Origin of the sequence: Pseudomonas entomophila, assembly GCF_013523125.1 — a bacterium.
In the GTDB taxonomy this organism is placed as follows: Bacteria; Pseudomonadota; Gammaproteobacteria; order Pseudomonadales; family Pseudomonadaceae; genus Aquipseudomonas; species Aquipseudomonas entomophila_B.
The window spans coordinates 112,501-127,556 of sequence record NZ_JAAMQJ010000009.1; the positions used below are offsets into that span (position 1 = coordinate 112,501).

15 protein-coding genes are annotated in these 15,056 nt (G+C 65.7%); 8 read left to right on the forward strand and 7 right to left on the reverse strand.

The genetic code is table 11. From position 1 onward, the window contains the following. Nucleotides 1–167 precede the first annotated feature (167 nt). From plsB to G7007_RS07655, 4 genes are all read left to right on the forward strand, one after another. Nucleotides 168–2,654 carry a glycerol-3-phosphate 1-O-acyltransferase PlsB gene (gene plsB / locus G7007_RS07640; protein ID WP_181100454.1) on the forward strand — a complete coding sequence of 829 codons (2,487 nt, stop codon included), beginning with the start codon at nucleotides 168–170 and terminating at the stop codon, nucleotides 2,652–2,654. Between the two features lie 82 nt (nucleotides 2,655–2,736). Next, nucleotides 2,737–3,438 (forward strand): hypothetical protein, encoded by a 702-nt coding sequence (locus G7007_RS07645; RefSeq protein WP_181100455.1) that lies wholly within the window; start codon nucleotides 2,737–2,739, stop codon nucleotides 3,436–3,438. A gap of 87 nt (nucleotides 3,439–3,525) precedes the next feature. Then, complete coding sequence (locus G7007_RS07650; RefSeq protein WP_181100456.1) at nucleotides 3,526–3,954, forward strand: YbaY family lipoprotein; 429 nt, start codon at nucleotides 3,526–3,528, stop codon at nucleotides 3,952–3,954. A gap of 160 nt (nucleotides 3,955–4,114) precedes the next feature. Then, nucleotides 4,115–4,804 (forward strand): DUF4197 domain-containing protein, encoded by a 690-nt coding sequence (locus tag G7007_RS07655; RefSeq protein ID WP_181100457.1) that lies wholly within the window; start codon nucleotides 4,115–4,117, stop codon nucleotides 4,802–4,804. Between the two features lie 91 nt (nucleotides 4,805–4,895). Here the strand turns inward: G7007_RS07655 and G7007_RS07660 are convergent, their stop codons facing one another. Next, nucleotides 4,896–5,687 carry a class I SAM-dependent methyltransferase gene (locus G7007_RS07660; RefSeq protein ID WP_181100458.1) on the reverse strand — a complete coding sequence of 264 codons (792 nt, stop codon included), beginning with the start codon at nucleotides 5,685–5,687 and terminating at the stop codon, nucleotides 4,896–4,898. Between the two features lie 93 nt (nucleotides 5,688–5,780). Here G7007_RS07660 and G7007_RS07665 point away from each other — a divergent pair, with 93 nt between their 5' ends. Continuing rightward, nucleotides 5,781–6,401 carry an energy transducer TonB gene (locus G7007_RS07665; protein WP_181100459.1) on the forward strand — a complete coding sequence of 207 codons (621 nt, stop codon included), beginning with the start codon at nucleotides 5,781–5,783 and terminating at the stop codon, nucleotides 6,399–6,401. Nucleotides 6,402–6,403: 2 nt separating this feature from the next. Here G7007_RS07665 and G7007_RS07670 read toward each other — a convergent pair whose 3' ends face one another. The 6 genes from G7007_RS07670 to ppc all read right to left on the reverse strand — a co-directional run bounded on the left by G7007_RS07670 (nucleotide 6,404) and on the right by ppc (nucleotide 12,653). Beyond that, complete coding sequence (locus tag G7007_RS07670) at nucleotides 6,404–7,093, reverse strand: extensin-like domain-containing protein (protein ID WP_181100460.1); 690 nt, start codon at nucleotides 7,091–7,093, stop codon at nucleotides 6,404–6,406. Nucleotide 7,094: 1 nt separating this feature from the next. Next, entirely contained in the window at nucleotides 7,095–7,961 is an 867-nt protein-coding gene (locus tag G7007_RS07675) for a DUF72 domain-containing protein (RefSeq protein ID WP_181100461.1), read from the reverse strand. Nucleotides 7,962–7,964: 3 nt separating this feature from the next. Next, entirely contained in the window at nucleotides 7,965–8,249 is a 285-nt protein-coding gene (locus G7007_RS07680) for a hypothetical protein (protein ID WP_181100462.1), read from the reverse strand. Nucleotides 8,250–8,360: 111 nt separating this feature from the next. Next, the gene (tsaB, locus tag G7007_RS07685; RefSeq protein WP_181100463.1) at nucleotides 8,361–9,035 is read right to left on the reverse strand and encodes a tRNA (adenosine(37)-N6)-threonylcarbamoyltransferase complex dimerization subunit type 1 TsaB; all 675 of its coding nucleotides are present in this window, start codon (nucleotides 9,033–9,035) and stop codon (nucleotides 8,361–8,363) included. Between the two features lie 87 nt (nucleotides 9,036–9,122). Then, the gene (gene adk / locus G7007_RS07690) at nucleotides 9,123–9,770 is read right to left on the reverse strand and encodes an adenylate kinase (RefSeq protein WP_181100464.1); all 648 of its coding nucleotides are present in this window, start codon (nucleotides 9,768–9,770) and stop codon (nucleotides 9,123–9,125) included. Between the two features lie 255 nt (nucleotides 9,771–10,025). After that, entirely contained in the window at nucleotides 10,026–12,653 is a 2,628-nt protein-coding gene (ppc, locus tag G7007_RS07695; RefSeq protein ID WP_181100465.1) for a phosphoenolpyruvate carboxylase, read from the reverse strand. A 142-nt stretch (nucleotides 12,654–12,795) separates the two neighbouring features. On the opposite strand from ppc, the gene G7007_RS07700 reads away from it, so the two are divergent. The 3 genes from G7007_RS07700 (at nucleotide 12,796) to G7007_RS07710 (ending at nucleotide 14,654) form a co-directional block, all read left to right on the forward strand. After that, a complete protein-coding gene (locus G7007_RS07700) occupies nucleotides 12,796–13,164 on the forward strand; it encodes a pilin assembly protein (RefSeq protein ID WP_181100466.1) in 369 nt (122 codons plus the stop codon). Nucleotides 13,165–13,415: 251 nt separating this feature from the next. Continuing rightward, nucleotides 13,416–13,829 carry a DUF4398 domain-containing protein gene (locus G7007_RS07705; protein ID WP_181100467.1) on the forward strand — a complete coding sequence of 138 codons (414 nt, stop codon included), beginning with the start codon at nucleotides 13,416–13,418 and terminating at the stop codon, nucleotides 13,827–13,829. Between the two features lie 48 nt (nucleotides 13,830–13,877). Further along, complete coding sequence (locus G7007_RS07710; protein ID WP_181100468.1) at nucleotides 13,878–14,654, forward strand: OmpA family protein; 777 nt, start codon at nucleotides 13,878–13,880, stop codon at nucleotides 14,652–14,654. The last annotated feature ends 402 nt before the right edge of the window (nucleotides 14,655–15,056 follow it).

Consider the following 15,056-nt stretch of genomic DNA (forward strand, 5'->3'; position numbering starts at 1 on the left):
CTCCTGCAAGGCCTACACGACTCAAAGAAATTTCCTGCAAGCTACGGACCGGATTTCAAATCCTGCAGCCAAAAAACCCTGTGATGGACTTTTGCCGAACGTCAGCGGATGCGGCAGACTGGCGGCTTGCGCGTCACTTCACACCGTCCAGCCAGAGCCTTGCCCCGATGACCCGTTCCCCCCTGCGTCGCCTGATGTTCGGTGCCTTGCGCCGTGTGCTGTACCTGTGGGTGCGCTCCGAAACCATCAATCCGTCGTCGCTGGGGCTCAAGCCCGACCCCACCTGCCCGGTGGTCTATGCCCTGCCTTCGCCGTCGGCGAGCGACCTGGCGGTGCTGGACCATGAATGCGTCAAGGCCGGTCTGCCGCGACCGGTCGTTTCCGTGGCCATCGGCGACCGACAGGAGCCGGCGGCGTTCTTCTACCTGACGCCGGAAGCCGACTGGCTCGGGCGCCGCGACACGCGTGGCGCGCCACCGGCCCTGCGGCGCATCGTCGAGACGGTGAGCGAGCAGCCGGAGACGGACGTGCAGATCATTCCGGTCAGCGTGTTCTGGGGGCAGTCGCCGGACAGCGAGTCGAGCCCGTGGAAGCTGCTGTTCGCCGACAGCTGGGCGGTGACCGGGCGCTTGCGCCGGTTGCTGACCATTCTGGTGCTGGGACGCAAGACCCGGGTGCAGTTCTCCGACCCGCTGCGCGTGCGCGACCTGGTGGCGCAGGGCAAGGGTCCCGAGCGCACCGTGCGCCTGGCGCAGCGCCTGCTGCGGGTCCACCTGCGCAACCTCAAGACGGCGGTGATCGGCCCGGACATCTCGCATCGCCGCCACCTGGTCAAGGGCCTGCTGCACGCCGAGCTGGTGCGCCAGGCGATCGCCGAGCAGGCAGCGCGCGACGCCATTCCGCTGGCCAAGGCCGAAGCACAAGCCTTGCGCTATGCCAACGAGATCGCGTCGGACTACACCTACACCGTCATCCGCTTCCTGGAGGTGGTGCTCAGCTGGTTCTGGAACAAGATCTACGACGGCATCAAGGTCAACCACATCGAGCAGGTCCAGGACCTGGCACCGGGCCATGAAATCATCTACGTCCCCTGCCACCGCAGCCACATCGACTACCTGCTGCTGTCCTACCTGCTGTTCCGCAATGGCCTGACACCCCCGCACATCGCGGCCGGCATCAACCTGAACATGCCGGTGGTCGGCAATCTGCTGCGGCGCGGCGGCGCGTTCTTCATGCGGCGCACCTTCAAGGGCAACCCGCTGTACGCCGCCGTGTTCAACGAGTACCTGCACACGCTGTTCACCAAAGGCTTCCCGGTCGAATACTTCGTCGAGGGCGGTCGCTCACGCACCGGTCGCATGCTGCAGCCGCGGCCCGGCATGCTGGCCATCACCCTGCGCAGCTTCCTGCGCTCGTCACGTACCCCGATCGTCTTCGTGCCGGTGTACATCGGCTACGAACGCGTGCTCGAGGGGCGGACCTACCTGGGCGAGCTGCGCGGCGCCAGCAAGAAGAAAGAATCGATCTTCGACATTTTCAAGGTCATCGGCGCGCTCCGGCAGCGCTATGGCCAGGTGGCGGTCAACTTCGGCGAACCCATCCGGCTGGCAGACTTCCTCGACCAGCAGCGTCCGGACTGGCGGACACACACCGACGCGCCCGACGCCCGGCCGGAGTGGCTCAACACGGTGACCACCCGCCTGGGCGACACCGTGGCCCAGCGCCTGAACGAAGCCGCGGCGATCAACCCGGTCAACCTGGTGGCGCTGGCGCTGCTGTCCACCAGCCGCCTGGCCCTCGACGAACGCGCCCTGCGACGGGTACTCGACACCTACCTGGCGTTGCTGCGGCAGGTGCCTTACTCCCCTCATTCGACCCTACCCGAGGGCGATGGCCTGGCCCTGATCGAACACGTCAAGGGCATGGGCTTGCTGTCGGAGCAGAGCGACGCGCTGGGCCGCATCCTCTATCTGGAGGAAGCCAACGCGGTGCTGATGACCTGGTACCGCAACAACGTCCTGCACGTCTTCGCCCTGCCCGCCCTGCTGGCGAGCTTCTTCATGAGCAGCTCGCGCATGAACCGCCAGCAGATCGGTACCTACGTCGGCGCCTTGTACCCCTACCTGCAGGCCGAGCTGTTCCTGCGCTGGTCGCCCGACCAGCTCGAGGCGGTCATCGACCAGTGGCTCGAGGCCCTGGTGGCGCAGGGGCTGCTGCGTCAGGAGAACGGCGTGTACCTGCGCCCGGCGCCCAGCTCGCGCCAGTTCGTCCTGCTGACCCTGCTGGCACGGGCGATCACGCAGACCCTGCAGCGTTTCTACATGGCCACCTCGTTGCTGCTGGACAATGGCCAGCACGGCCTGACCGCCGAAACGCTGGAAAACCTGTGCGTGACGATGGCCCAGCGGCTGTCGATCCTGCATGGGCTGAACGCGCCGGAGTTCTTCGACAAGACGCTGTTCCGGGACTTCATCCAGACCTTGCTGCACGAAGGGGTGTTGCGCGTCGACGCACATGGGCGGTTGAGCTACCCCAGCCGGCTGGGCGAACTGGTGGAGGGGGTGGCCAAGCGCGTGCTACCGGCCGAGCTGCGACTGTCGATTCGGCAGGTCACGCTGAACACGGATGCGTCGACGGGCGTCGACGCGGGGTAAGGCTTCAGGCTTCATCCAGACCGCCAGCCCGGGGCAGGATCGATGCGCTGCATCGATTCTCACCCCTCGTCTGGAGCTGACCATGACCCTATCGCTTACCGGCACGCTCGATACCCCCGTCCTTCCTCGGCTCGAAGAAGGTTCGCCACGTCTGTCCGTCTCCCTGATCGGTCAGGGAGACGACGACCACCAGGTCCTGGCCGTCTGCAGTAGCCAGTGCACGGGCGCCCCCATGCCTTTCACGCTGGTCATCGACCCCGTGGCTGCGCAGCGTTTCACCACCTTCACCCTGGACGCCCGGTGCACCGTCGGGGCTGGCGATGAGGCGATCGTCGCCCGTCGTCTCGAAACACTCGGGCTCGACTCGTTGAGCCAGGCACAGCCCTTCGATCTGCGGCTCGAACCGACGGACTCTGCAACAAAGGCAGCGTCCCCTAAGCCTGGTTCGTTCACGAGACTCGAAGGACGCGTGTCGATTCCTGCCGAGCTGTGTCAGGCACAGGCCTACCTGGACTGCACCCTGCTGCTGGTCCAGGAAGACGGCTACAGCAATCGCTACTCCAGCAACATCGCCGAGCACTCCATGTACCTGGAAGGTAACGACGCGACGTTCTCGCTGACGGTGGATGCCGCAGTCCTGGCGTCGAACGCCCGGTGCAAGCTGCACTTCGGCCTGTACAGCCTCGATCGGACGCGCCTGCACGCCGGCAACGTCCTGAAAAACATCGACCTGAACGCGCTGCCTGACCTGTCCACGGTATCGCTGCGCAAGCCGCGCCGCTGAGGGCGGCAGCGCCTTTTCCACCTGGTTCGCCCACGGTCGCCGACGGCGCGAACCCACGAGTCACCATGTTCAATCAAGGAATCTCACATGAGCCATCCACTCAGTCAGCTGACCCTCGACGTGGTCTATCCAGGCCCGATCCGCTTCCCTGACGATACCTTCATCACGTGCGCCCTCGAAGACGGGGCACGCGCCGATGCCAGCGCCATCGTGCACGCCTGTCACACGATCCGTTGCGCAGGGGTCCCCCCTTCTTCGCTGGTGCTGCAATTCGATCCACGCACGGTAGACGCTCGCAGCGACCTGGGCATTCGGATCCGGGTCGAGTCCAAGGGCAACGTGATGCTGGTCAACGATGAGCACGTACCGGTCGTCCTGCCAGCGACCGACTGCCAAGCCCCTGACGTCACCGAGGCGCTCAGGCTCGGGCCCATCGCGGTCAAACTGGTCGCCACTCAAGCGGGCGTGACCCAGGGCATCCACGGCGGCAATCTGATGCCTGAACATCGAGACTGATCAGGCCCGGCCTGCCCGCCGGACGACGCTGCGGCTGGCCCCCGGAACGTCCGCTTGGCAGGCCACGTGCTCGACGTCATCCCTGCCGACCCGGCTGGGCGCCAGCGGACCGATCCGGTACGCTGGGCTTCGTTCACTGGTCCTTGCAAGGAATGTCACCATGCTTCGCGCCCCCCTCCGTCTTGCCCTTTTCTGCACCAGCCTGCTGTGCGGTGCCCACGCCATGGCGTTGTCGCTGGGCGACCTGACCCAGACCGATGCCTCAGGTGGCCTGAAGGATGCGCTGATCCAAGGCGCACAGGTCGCCGTCAAGCAACTGGGCACGCCTGGCGGTTTCGCCAACGACCCTGAGGTGCGCATCGAGCTGCCTGGCAAGCTGGGCAAGGCCGCCAAGGCGATGAAGATGTTCGGCCAGGGCGCGCAGGTGGAAGCCCTGGAGAACAGCCTGAACCAGGCCGCCGAGGCAGCGGTGCCGCAGGCGCAGGTGATCCTGGTGGACGCCGTGAAGAAGATGAGCGTCGCCGATGCCAAGGGCATCCTGGCCGGCGGTCAGGATTCGGCGACCCAGTACCTGGACAAGAGCAGTCGCGAGGCGATCCGCGCCAAGTTCCTGCCCATCGTCAAGGCGGCGACCGATAAGGTCGGTGTGGTGCAGAAATACAACAGCTTCGCGGGTCAGGCGGCGGCCCTGGGAGTGGTCGACACCAAAAATGCCAACGTCGAGCAGTACGTGACCGAGCAGGCGCTCGATGGCCTGTTCAAGCGGATCGCCCTACAGGAGCAGAGCATCCGCCAGAATCCAGCCGAGGCAGCCACGCGTCTGGCGAAGAAAGTCTTCGAGGCCCTCTGACGCACTACCGCTGCAATGACTCGCAGGCCAACACGCCTCGAGGCCTGGATCGCGCCGGCGAGCCATGGGCGGCTCGGCGTAGCGTCACGTGTCAGCGCCCCTCGGCCTTGAGGGCCCGGCGCGGGTAGATGTCGTACCGGCTCGACTTGCCTTCCAGACCATGGCTGGGCTTCGGGCCGTCGATGATCGGCGCCTTGCGCGGCCGCTTGACCACCACTCGGTGGGTGGCCAGCGCCAAGGCGGCCTCGAGCAAGGCGGGCGCATCCAAGTCGTCGCCGACCAGGGGCCTGAACACCCGCATCTCCTTCTTCACCAAGGCACTCTTGTCACGGTGCGGGAACATCGGGTCGAGGTAGATCACCTGTGGCGCCTCCCCTTCCCAGGCTTGCATGCGTTCGATGGCATTGCCGGTGAGCAGGCGCATGCGCGCGATGATCGGCCCGACCTCCTCGTCCGCCCGCCCCCTTGCCATGCCATCTTCCAGCAAGGCGGCGATCAGCGGTTGGCGCTCGATCAGCGTCATCGAACAGCCCAGGCTGGCCAGCACGAAGGCATCCTTGCCCAGGCCGGCCGTGGCATCCAGGACCGACGGACGGACCCCTTGGGCGATACCGACCGCCTTGGCGATCATCTGCCCGTTGCCACCGCCGAACTGACGTCGATGCGCGGCCTGGCCGTCGACGAAGTCCACCCGCACTGGTCCAGGGGCCTGGGGGCCCAATTGCTGGATCTGCAGGCCATCGGCACCCACCTGCACGGCGAATCCGGCAGCCTCATCCTGCCGGGGCAGGTCGAGGCGCTCGGCCCAGGCAGCCGCCTGCGGCTCGAAGGCGGCCGACAGGGCCTCGACCCTGATTCCCGTGTGGTCGTGTGAATCGCTCATCTGTGCCCGTACTCGAATGGATTAATGAAACCTCGGCCGTCGCCGATACAACAGTATCGCCCATTCTGCCAGACCACTTCACGCGCGGCTGCCATGTCCGACACTCTTGCCATTGGCCTGACCTACCTGTCGCCCGTCGACCACTACGGCCGACACAACACCCAAGCGCTCGGCGGCGTCAGCCACCTGTGGTCGGATTTCTTCGCCCGGGCGCTGAGCGAGCAGCAAGGCGGTCAGGCGCCCGACGACGTGCAGCCTCACGTGGCTGTGGACCCGCACACGGGCGAGCCGGTGGCCGGTCGCGATACGCTGGCCCTGATCAGGACGCAACGCGATTGCGAGATCGATGACCGGGACGTGCGCCCGCCCGAGCCGCTGTTCCTGCCCAAGGCCGAACTCGATGCCCAGTTGCTCGAACCTGCCGCCGAGCCCTTCAGCGCCGCCGAACTGATCGCCCAGCAGCGTCATCTGGAGATCGAGACCCAGTGGCAGCGCCCGACCGTGATGCGCCAAGGGCATCCCCTGCCCACGCCAGGGGATGGACCCGCACCCCGCCCCCTGCACCTGCCGATCGCCGAGTTCGACTGGTCTCTGCTGGACGAGGCGCCCGTTCCGTTCGACGAGGCCACCTTGGCCGAGCAGGCGACGGGCCTGGCGTTCGACCTGCACTGGGCCCGCCCGGTGGTACTGAACAACGTGCGCCTGACCGCCTGAACTTAGCGGCAGACCTGCCAGCGGCCCATGTCGAGGTGAAAGTGATTGCGGTGCGCGGCGTTGTAATCCGGCCCCAGCACGGTGTTGAAGTGTTCGCAGGCAGCCTGGCGCACTTGCCTCAGGAACTCGGCCTCAGGCCCGCTGCCCTGCCAGTCGCGCAACAGCACCAGGCGTCGCCCATCCTTGAGCCGAAAACCGCTGATGTCCAGGGCATTGGCCGTGGCGTGCTGGCTCAACGGCGCCTGCTGCCGATGATAGATGTTTCGGCAGGCGAAGCTGCCCAGGTGGTCGACCTGGGTCACGGGCTGGCCCAGCACCTGCTGCGCGATGGGTTGCAGCCCATGGGTCTCGAACATCGCATAGGCCACGGCCAGCGGACAGCTGGCGAGAAAGCTGCTGCTCAACCGGGCTTGCCCGCCTTCGATACGCCAGACGTTGCGCAAGGGGCAACGCGCGCTGTCGGGGCTGTCGGCCTGGGCGCGGTAACGCAAGGCGGAGGTAGCCAGCGCCTGACGACACAAGGCCGGATCGTCGCGCAGCCGGGCCAGCTTGTAGGACGTCAGCAGGTTTGGCGGTTGGCGGACGTCGAGCACGGCCCATGGATCCCACTGCGAAGGCAGGCGCCAGCCGGGTTGCCAGGTCACTGCGCCGAACGCCACCAGCAGCAAAGACGCCCACAGCAGCAGGCGCACGTCAGATCAACCCCAGCTGTTCGACCTCGGGGGCACGTGGCCAGTCATTCAACGGTGGCAGCCCAGGCAATCGCAGGCTCAACTGCTGGTGAAAGCGCTGCGCCAATGCGGCAGCCAGGCGGTTGTCGGCGGTATGCAGGAACACATAGGGCGTGCGCCCTTCCTCGATCCAACCGGCCACCTTGTCCAGCCAGGGCAGCAGGAATGCATCGTTGGTCTCGAGGTGCGGATGGCCGATGAAGCGTACCTGCGGAAAAGCGGTAAATGCTGCCGGGCGTGGTGGAACGCGCGGTTTCTTGGCCTGAGCATGCCGGATGCTCGGTTCGCGGGGATCACCGCTGAACAAGGCCCGCGGGTCCAGGCAGATGCGCTCGACACCGCGATCGTGCAGCAGCCGGTTGAGCACACGTTCCTCATTGCCACGGGCAAAGAACGCGTCGTTGCGCACCTCCACGGCCACATGCGCGTCGAGCCCGTCGAGAAAGGCGGCCAGTTCGCCCAGGCGCGAAGGGCCGAATGTGGCCGGCAACTGCAGCCAGGCAGGCGACACGCGCTGGCCCAAGGGCGACAGCAACTGGAGAAAATCTCTGGCCGCGTCGATCTGCTCGCGTAAGTCGCCCTGGTGGCTGATGTCACCGGGGAACTTGACCGTGAAGCGAAAGTGCGCCGGCATGATCTGCGCCCAACGCGCGATGGTGGTCGCGGCCGGACGGGCATAGAACGTGGTATTGCCCTCGACGGCATTGAACACGTGGCAGTACAGCGCCAGAAAGTCGGTGGAGCGTGCATCGGCCGGGTACAGGTACTCGCGCCAGACGGGGTCGCTCCATGAAGGACAACCCAGGTAGTAAGGCAGCGCCGCCGTCATGGGTCAGATGTACAGGTCGAGACCCAGGACATCCATGTCCCAGTCATTCAGCGTGGCCGTGCTCAGGTAGCTGGCCAGGGCAGTCGCCGTGCGGCGGTCGCGGGCACGTGGGTAGATCATGTCCTGCTGACGCGCCGGCAGCCCGGCATTGCGGCGCGTGGCACGCTGCGGCGGGACGGGGGTGTCCTCGATCAGCTCGGCGTCCTCGGCCACGTCGTCGCGCGGCGCAGGCTTTCGGGGCGCGCGCTTGACCGGGTAGGACTGGGGTGAAAAACCGTCGATACGCATGGATCATCTACTCGGGGAGCAATGAAGGCAATCCCGCAGTATCGGGTTCCCTCGCCGATGCCTGCCTATGACTGGACCACCCGGAGCGCCGAAGGTTTTATCGGGGTACGCTCAACGCGCCTTGGGTGTAGCGACATTATCACGTAAGTACACCGGTTGTGCCTGTTCGGCGACGACTGCCTCGCCCCGCGCCCAGGCACCGGTGGCCAGGTGCAGAATGTCCAGGGCGTCGGGCAGCTGGGCGGGATCGCAGGCCGTGACCGAGGCTGCGATACGCTCGCGCAGGCTCCAGCCGGTCCCGGCGCCGTACCACTCGCCCTGACTGCCGGGGGCCAGCACGGCACGCTCCGGCGCCAGCACCTGCTCCTGGCCGAGCAGGCGCATCTCGCCGTCCTGGGCCTGATAGCAACCCCAGTACACTTCGTCCATGCGCGCATCGATGGCCGCCGCGACCTGCTGCACCCCCTGGTGACGCAGCGCACCTTGGGCCAGGGCCGCCAGGTTGGACACCGGCAGCACCGGGCGCTCCAGGGCGAAGGCCAGGCCCTGGACCACGCCGATGGCGATGCGTACGCCGGTGAAGGCGCCTGGGCCGCGGCCGAAGGCGATGGCGTCCACTGCGTTCAGCCCCACGCCCGCGTCAGCCAGCAGGCGCTGGATCATGGGCAGCAGTTTCTGCGCGTGCAGGCGCGGTATCACCTCGTGATGGCCAGTCACGCGACCGTCGTGCAACAAGGCGACGGAACAGGCTTCAGTGGCGGTATCCAGGGCCAGCAAGGTGGTCATCGAACAGGTATCCAGAGGCAGAAGGCAAAGGCGGCAGTATAAACGACAACGGCCCGCAAGCGGGCCGTCGATAGCAGGCGATGGCGATCAGGAAAGCGCGGCCATGACCTTGGCGGTAATGGCCTCGACCGAGCCCACGCCTTCGATGTGGCTGCACGTGGGCTTGCCTTGCTGGGCCTCGAGGTTCTGGTAGAACGCCACCAGGGGTTTGGTCTGCTGGTGGTAGACGCTCAGACGATGGCGCACGGTCTCTTCGGTGTCGTCCTTGCGCTGTACCAGCGGCTCGCCGGTCGCATCGTCCAGGCCTTCGACCTTCGGTGGGTTGTAGACCACGTGGTAGACGCGGCCGGAGCCTTCGTGCACACGGCGGCCGGCGATGCGCTGGACGATCTCTTCGTCGTCGACGGCGATCTCGACCACGGCGTCCAATTCGATGCCGGCCGTGACCAGGGCTTCAGCCTGGGGAATGGTGCGTGGGAAACCGTCGAACAGGAAACCGTTGGCGCAATCGGGCTGGGCGATGCGGTCCTTGACCAGGTTGATGATCAGGTCGTCGGAGACCAGCTGGCCGGCGTCCATGATCGCCTTGGCTTGAAGGCCCAGCGGTGTGCCGGCCTTGACCGCGGCGCGCAGCATGTCGCCGGTGGAGATTTGGGGAATGCCGAATTTCTCGGTGATGAATTTTGCCTGAGTACCTTTACCGGCCCCGGGAGCTCCCAGCAGGATTACGCGCATCTTGTGCTCCTCATGTTTTTTTATGCAGATCTGTGGAGTCGGCGCTCAGGGCCAATTCCGGACAATCGGATCGTGGCCATGAATCGGCCAAAAGGCTGCTCAAGATACACAGCGCCCGACAGGCAGACAAGCGTCCCAACGTCGCAAACGGGGACGCTCCAAGCCCCCTGGGCGCCCAGGTTGCGCAGGGTGCAACCGCCCTGTGCAGGGCCCTCGTCGGAGGGCTCGCACGCTCCTTCAGCGACGGCCTGCAGGTCAGCCGGTGTTGCGCAGACCGGCCGCGATCCCGGCGATGGTCACCAGCAACGCCTGCTGTAGCGGGCTGTCTGGCACGCTGTCCTGCGCGCGGGCACGGGCCAGCAGTTCGGCCTGCAGGTGATGCAGAGGGTCGAGGTAGGTATTGCGCAGGCGAATGAATTCCAGGGTCTGCGGACTGTGCGCCAACAGCTCCGGCTGGCCGGTCAGTTGCCGCACGACCTGGCACGACTGCGACAATAGGTCGCGTAGATGCGCCCCCAATTGGAGCAGCTCGGGTTGCACCAGACGTTGGTCGTAGGCCTGGGCGATGTCGGCATCGGATTTGGCCAGGACCATCTCCAGCATGTCGATGCGCGTGCGGAAGAACGGCCACTGTTCGCGCATCTGCGCCAGCCGCTCACCCTGCCCGTTCGCCAAGGCATTGCTCAGCGCCGTCTCCCACCCCAGCCAGGCGGGCAGCATCAAGCGCGTCTGGGTCCAGCCGAAGATCCAGGGGATCGCCCGCAGGCTCTCGATGCCCCCGGCACGGCGCTTGGCGGGGCGGCTACCCAACGGCAGACGGCCCAGTTCCTGCTCGGGCGTGGCCTGGCGGAAGTACGCGACGAAGTCGGGGTGCTCGCGCACCACGTGCCGGTACGCCTTGACCCCATCGCTGGCCAGCTGGTCCATCAGCGCACGCCAGTCGGCCTGGAGCGGCGGCGGCGGCAGCAGGGTCGCTTCGAGCACGGCGGCCAGGTAGAGGTTGAGGTTCTGTTCGGCAATGCCGGGCAGGCCGAACTTGAAACGAATCATCTCGCCCTGCTCGGTGGTGCGGAAGCGCCCGGCCACCGACCCCGGCGGCTGGGACAGGATCGCCGCATGCGCCGGGCCACCGCCACGCCCGACGGTACCGCCACGGCCATGGAACAGCAGCAATGCCACGTCACGTTCGCGGCAGATGCCTACCAGTGCCTCCTGCGCCCGGTACTGTGCCCAGGCCGCCGCCGTGGTACCGGCGTCCTTGGCCGAGTCCGAATAGCCGATCATCACCTCCTGAGGGCCGGCGAGGCTGGCACGGTAGTCCGGCAGGTCGAGCAGACGCTGCATGACCGGCCCGGCATGGTCCAGGTCGTCGAGGGTCTCGAACAACGGCACCACCCGGATCGGCCGAGTCAGCCCGGCTTCCTTGAGCAGCAGCTGCACGGCCAGCACGTCCGACGCGGCCCCGGCCATCGAGATCACGTAGGAGCCCAGCGAGGCGGCCGGTGCCGAGGCGACTTCGCGGCAGGTCGCCAGGACCTCGGCGGTGTCGGGCTCGGGCTGGAAGCAGGACGGCAGCAGGGGACGACGGTTCTTGAGTTCCTGCTGGAGGAAAGCAACGCGCTGTTCCTCGTCCCATGCCTGGTAGTCGCCCAGCGCCAGGTAGCGGGTGATCTCGGACAGCGCAGCGGCATGCCGGGCCGCATCCTGACGTACATCCAGGCGCACCAGGAACAGGCCGAAGGTGTGAGCGCGTCGCAGGCTGTCGAGCAAGGCACCGTCGGCGATCACGCCCATGCCGCAGGCGTGCAGGGAGGTATGACAGGCGCGCAGCGGTGCGATCAGGTCCTGGTTGTCGACCAGCACGGCCGGATCCATCGGTTGCGGGCCCTGTAGCGAAGCCTGGGCCCAGGCGCGCGTGGCCCGTAGCCGTTCGCGCAGTCGCTTGAGGACTTTACGGTAGGGTTCGGCGCTGTCACCGGCCTGCGCTCGCAACGTTGCATCGGCCTGTTGCATGGACAGCTCGGCCGCCAGATGATCCACATCGCGCAGGAACAGATCGGCGGCCATCCAGCGTGCCAGCAACAGGACTTCGCGGGTGACGGCAGCGGTGACATTGGGATTGCCGTCGCGGTCACCGCCCATCCAGGATGCGAAACGGATGGGCGCGGCGTCCAACGGCAGGCGCTGCCCAGTGGCCTCGAACAGCGCCTGATCGACCTGGCGCAGGTGCTCGGGAATGGCATGCCACAAGGAATGCTCGATCACCGCGAAGCCCCACTTGGCTTCGTCCACCGGGGTTGGGCGCTCGCGACGGATCTCTTCGGTGTGCCAGGCCTCGGCGATCAACCGATGCAGGCGTTCGCGCACACGTCCATGCTCGGCAGGACTCAGGTCACGGTGATCCTGCACGGCCAGTTGTGCGGCGATCGCGTCGTACTTCTGGATCAGGGTGCGCCGGGTCACCTCGGTCGGGTGCGCGGTCAGCACCAGCTCGATGTCCAGCCCCGTCAGTTGCCGCGCCAACACGTCCGGTGCGTGATCGGCGTCCCGCAGACGGGCGAGCAGTTCGGGCAGCACGCGCTGCTCGAAAGGCGTTGGCTGATCGGCCTCGAGACGACGGATCGACTGGTACTGCTCGGCGATGTTGGCCAGGTTGAGAAACTGGTTGAAGGCCCGCGCCACCGGCAACAGGTCGTCTTCGGCCAGGTCATCCAGGGTACCGCGCAATTGTTCCACCGCCCCGCCCCGGTCGGCCTTGGCACTGCGGCGAATGGCTTCGATCTTCTGCAGGAAAGCGTCGCCATGCTGCTGGCGGATGGTCTCTCCCAGCAGCTCGCCCAACAGGTGCACATCCTCTCGCAAACGCAGATCGATATCGGTCATCGGGCCTCTCCAGTCCAGGGAAACAGCGCAGGCCCCAGAGTGCCGCCTGCGCAGACGCCTTACAAGGCCCCAGGTCGCGGGCAACTAACCCGAGGTCCCACCGTCTCACACAGTGACTGACCTATATTCGCTGGAGGATGCCATGAAGATTCGTGAACTTGCCCACCACTGGGAACAGGATGCCAACGGCCAGCTCAGCCCGACCGGCCACGTGCTGCACCTGGATGTCGAGGCCGAAGCTCGCTTGGCTGCCCTCGCCGAGATGTACCCACGGCGTACGGTCGACGCGTTGTTGGGCGAGTTGGTCGGCGCCGCCCTCGAAGAGCTGGAAGCGAGCTTTCCCTACGTCAAGGGCGAACAGGTCATCTCCACCGATGAAGAAGGTGATCCACTGTACGAAGACGTGGGCGCCACCCCCCGTTTCCTGGCGTTGTCACGGCATCACCTGCACCGTCTCGAAGGTCTGCGCGACGGCCGTGAGACCGTGGATGAAGGGGCACGAAATCGCTAGTCGCAAGGTAGGTACAACCACGCTGAAACGTGAAAGTTCCAGGTGGAAAAACGCTGACTGATCAGTCAGGAAAAATAATATCCGTCGCGCAAATTTCTGTGAACTATTCAAAAAACGACCCGGTCACAGCCAGTAGCCATTACGGTAAAACCCTGTAAACACGGGCGGTCCGCGGTTTTGATCCGCGCTCGTACTGTCAGGGCGTCACCGATGGACTGCTACGGACATCGTCGTTCATCAGGAGTGTTCCAATGGAGTTGACCACCATGAAGACCCGCATCGCAAAAACCCCGTCCGCTCACCTGCGCGGGCTCAAGCTGGCCGCGCTGGCCCTGGGCAGCAGCCTGGTCCTGGCCGGTTGCGCTGGCAACCCGCCCACCGAGCAATATGCCGTGGCTCAATCGGCGGTCAATTCCGCTGTGAGCGCCGGGGGTACCGAATTTGCCGCCGTCGAGATGAAATCGGCGCAGGACAAGTTCAAGAAGGCGGAAATCGCCATGCACGACAAGAAGTACGAAGAGGCCAAGCGCCTGGCCGAGCAGGCTGAGTGGGACGCCCGTGTTGCCGAGCGCAAGGCGCAGGCTGCCAAGGCCCAGAAAGCCGTCCAGGACGCTCGTCAGGGCGTAGAGGAACTGCGTGAGGAAGGTATGCGCAGCGCTAAATGAGCCTGTTGCCGACCCATGCACTCGTTATCGATCAAAGGATGAACCATTATGCGTAAACATGTCATGATCCCCGCCCTGCTGGCCCTGAGCGTCGGTCTGGCTGCCTGCTCCCACCAGCCCAACCCGAACCTGGAAGCGGCGCGCAGCAACTTCTCGACGCTGCAGAGCGATCCACAGGCCAGCAAGATCGCTGCCCTGGAAACCAAGGATGCGCAAGACTGGCTGAACAAGGCCGACAAAGCCTACCTCGACCGTGACGACGACAAGAAAGTCGATCAACTGGCCTACCTGGCCAACCAGCGCGTCGAAGTGGCGAAAGAGACCATCGCCTTGCGCACCGCCGAAGGCAACCTGAAGAACGCCGCTGCCCAGCGCGCCCAGGCTCGCCTGGATGCTCGCGACGCCGAGATCAAGAAGCTGCAGGACAGCCTGAACGCCAAGCAGACCGACCGTGGCACCCTGGTGACCTTCGGTGACGTGCTGTTCGACTTCAACAAGGCTGAGCTCAAGAGCAGCGCCTTCCCGAACATCACCAAGCTGGCTCAGTTCCTTCAAGAGAACCCTGAGCGCAAGGTGATCGTCGAAGGCTACACCGACAGCGTCGGTTCGGCCTCGTACAACCAGAGCCTGTCCGAGCGTCGTGCTGGCAGCGTGCGCATGGCCCTGGTCCGCGCCGGTGTCGATCCAGCGCGCGTCGTATCGCAAGGTTATGGCAAGGAATACCCGGTTGCCGACAACAGCAGCAACTCGGGCCGTGCCCAGAACCGTCGTGTGGAAGTGACCATTTCCAACGACAACCAGCCGGTCGCGCCACGCACTCACTGAGTGAGCGTGCCCGACCGATAGCCTGAGCGATTGGCGGCTTGGCGCCAGGCTCAGGCATCCGGCAGGTTTCATCGCCGGCCAGCCGGCTTTCATCTCCGTCGTGATAACGACTGGATGTGAGAGTCGACTGGTCGGCGATGTGCGTTTGGGCGCACTGACAGGCATGGCGGTGCCTTCCAAAGTGGGCCCTGCGAGCCCAATCGCGGCCGGTCCGGCGCCCCGGCAGGGGCCGCTCGCCCATAGCCACACCGCGGGGTTGCAGGCTATCGCGGTCACCTGTGGGAGATTCTATGGTAATTGCCAAGCGCTCAAGCGGCTTTTGGACGATATTCCTCTCCGCTTCTGATCAGGGCAAAGACCACCCGAGCCAGCTTGCGGGCCAGCATGACCAGGACTTGAGTC

Excerpts from the sequence above, each read along its gene's own strand:
- plsB (WP_181100454.1), top strand. The coding sequence starts at position 168 with ATGACCCGTTCCCCCCTGCGTCGCCTGATGTTCGGTGCCTTGCGCCGT.
- G7007_RS07645 (WP_181100455.1), top strand. The coding sequence starts at position 2,737 with ATGACCCTATCGCTTACCGGCACGCTCGATACCCCCGTCCTTCCTCGG.
- G7007_RS07650 (WP_181100456.1), top strand. The coding sequence starts at position 3,526 with ATGAGCCATCCACTCAGTCAGCTGACCCTCGACGTGGTCTATCCAGGC.
- G7007_RS07655 (WP_181100457.1), top strand. The coding sequence starts at position 4,115 with ATGCTTCGCGCCCCCCTCCGTCTTGCCCTTTTCTGCACCAGCCTGCTG.
- G7007_RS07660 (WP_181100458.1), bottom strand. The coding sequence starts at position 5,687 with ATGAGCGATTCACACGACCACACGGGAATCAGGGTCGAGGCCCTGTCG.
- G7007_RS07665 (WP_181100459.1), top strand. The coding sequence starts at position 5,781 with ATGTCCGACACTCTTGCCATTGGCCTGACCTACCTGTCGCCCGTCGAC.
- G7007_RS07675 (WP_181100461.1), bottom strand. The coding sequence starts at position 7,961 with ATGACGGCGGCGCTGCCTTACTACCTGGGTTGTCCTTCATGGAGCGAC.
- G7007_RS07680 (WP_181100462.1), bottom strand. The coding sequence starts at position 8,249 with ATGCGTATCGACGGTTTTTCACCCCAGTCCTACCCGGTCAAGCGCGCG.
- tsaB (WP_181100463.1), bottom strand. The coding sequence starts at position 9,035 with ATGACCACCTTGCTGGCCCTGGATACCGCCACTGAAGCCTGTTCCGTC.
- adk (WP_181100464.1), bottom strand. The coding sequence starts at position 9,770 with ATGCGCGTAATCCTGCTGGGAGCTCCCGGGGCCGGTAAAGGTACTCAG.
- ppc (WP_181100465.1), bottom strand. The coding sequence starts at position 12,653 with ATGACCGATATCGATCTGCGTTTGCGAGAGGATGTGCACCTGTTGGGC.
- G7007_RS07700 (WP_181100466.1), top strand. The coding sequence starts at position 12,796 with ATGAAGATTCGTGAACTTGCCCACCACTGGGAACAGGATGCCAACGGC.
- G7007_RS07705 (WP_181100467.1), top strand. The coding sequence starts at position 13,416 with ATGGAGTTGACCACCATGAAGACCCGCATCGCAAAAACCCCGTCCGCT.
- G7007_RS07710 (WP_181100468.1), top strand. The coding sequence starts at position 13,878 with ATGCGTAAACATGTCATGATCCCCGCCCTGCTGGCCCTGAGCGTCGGT.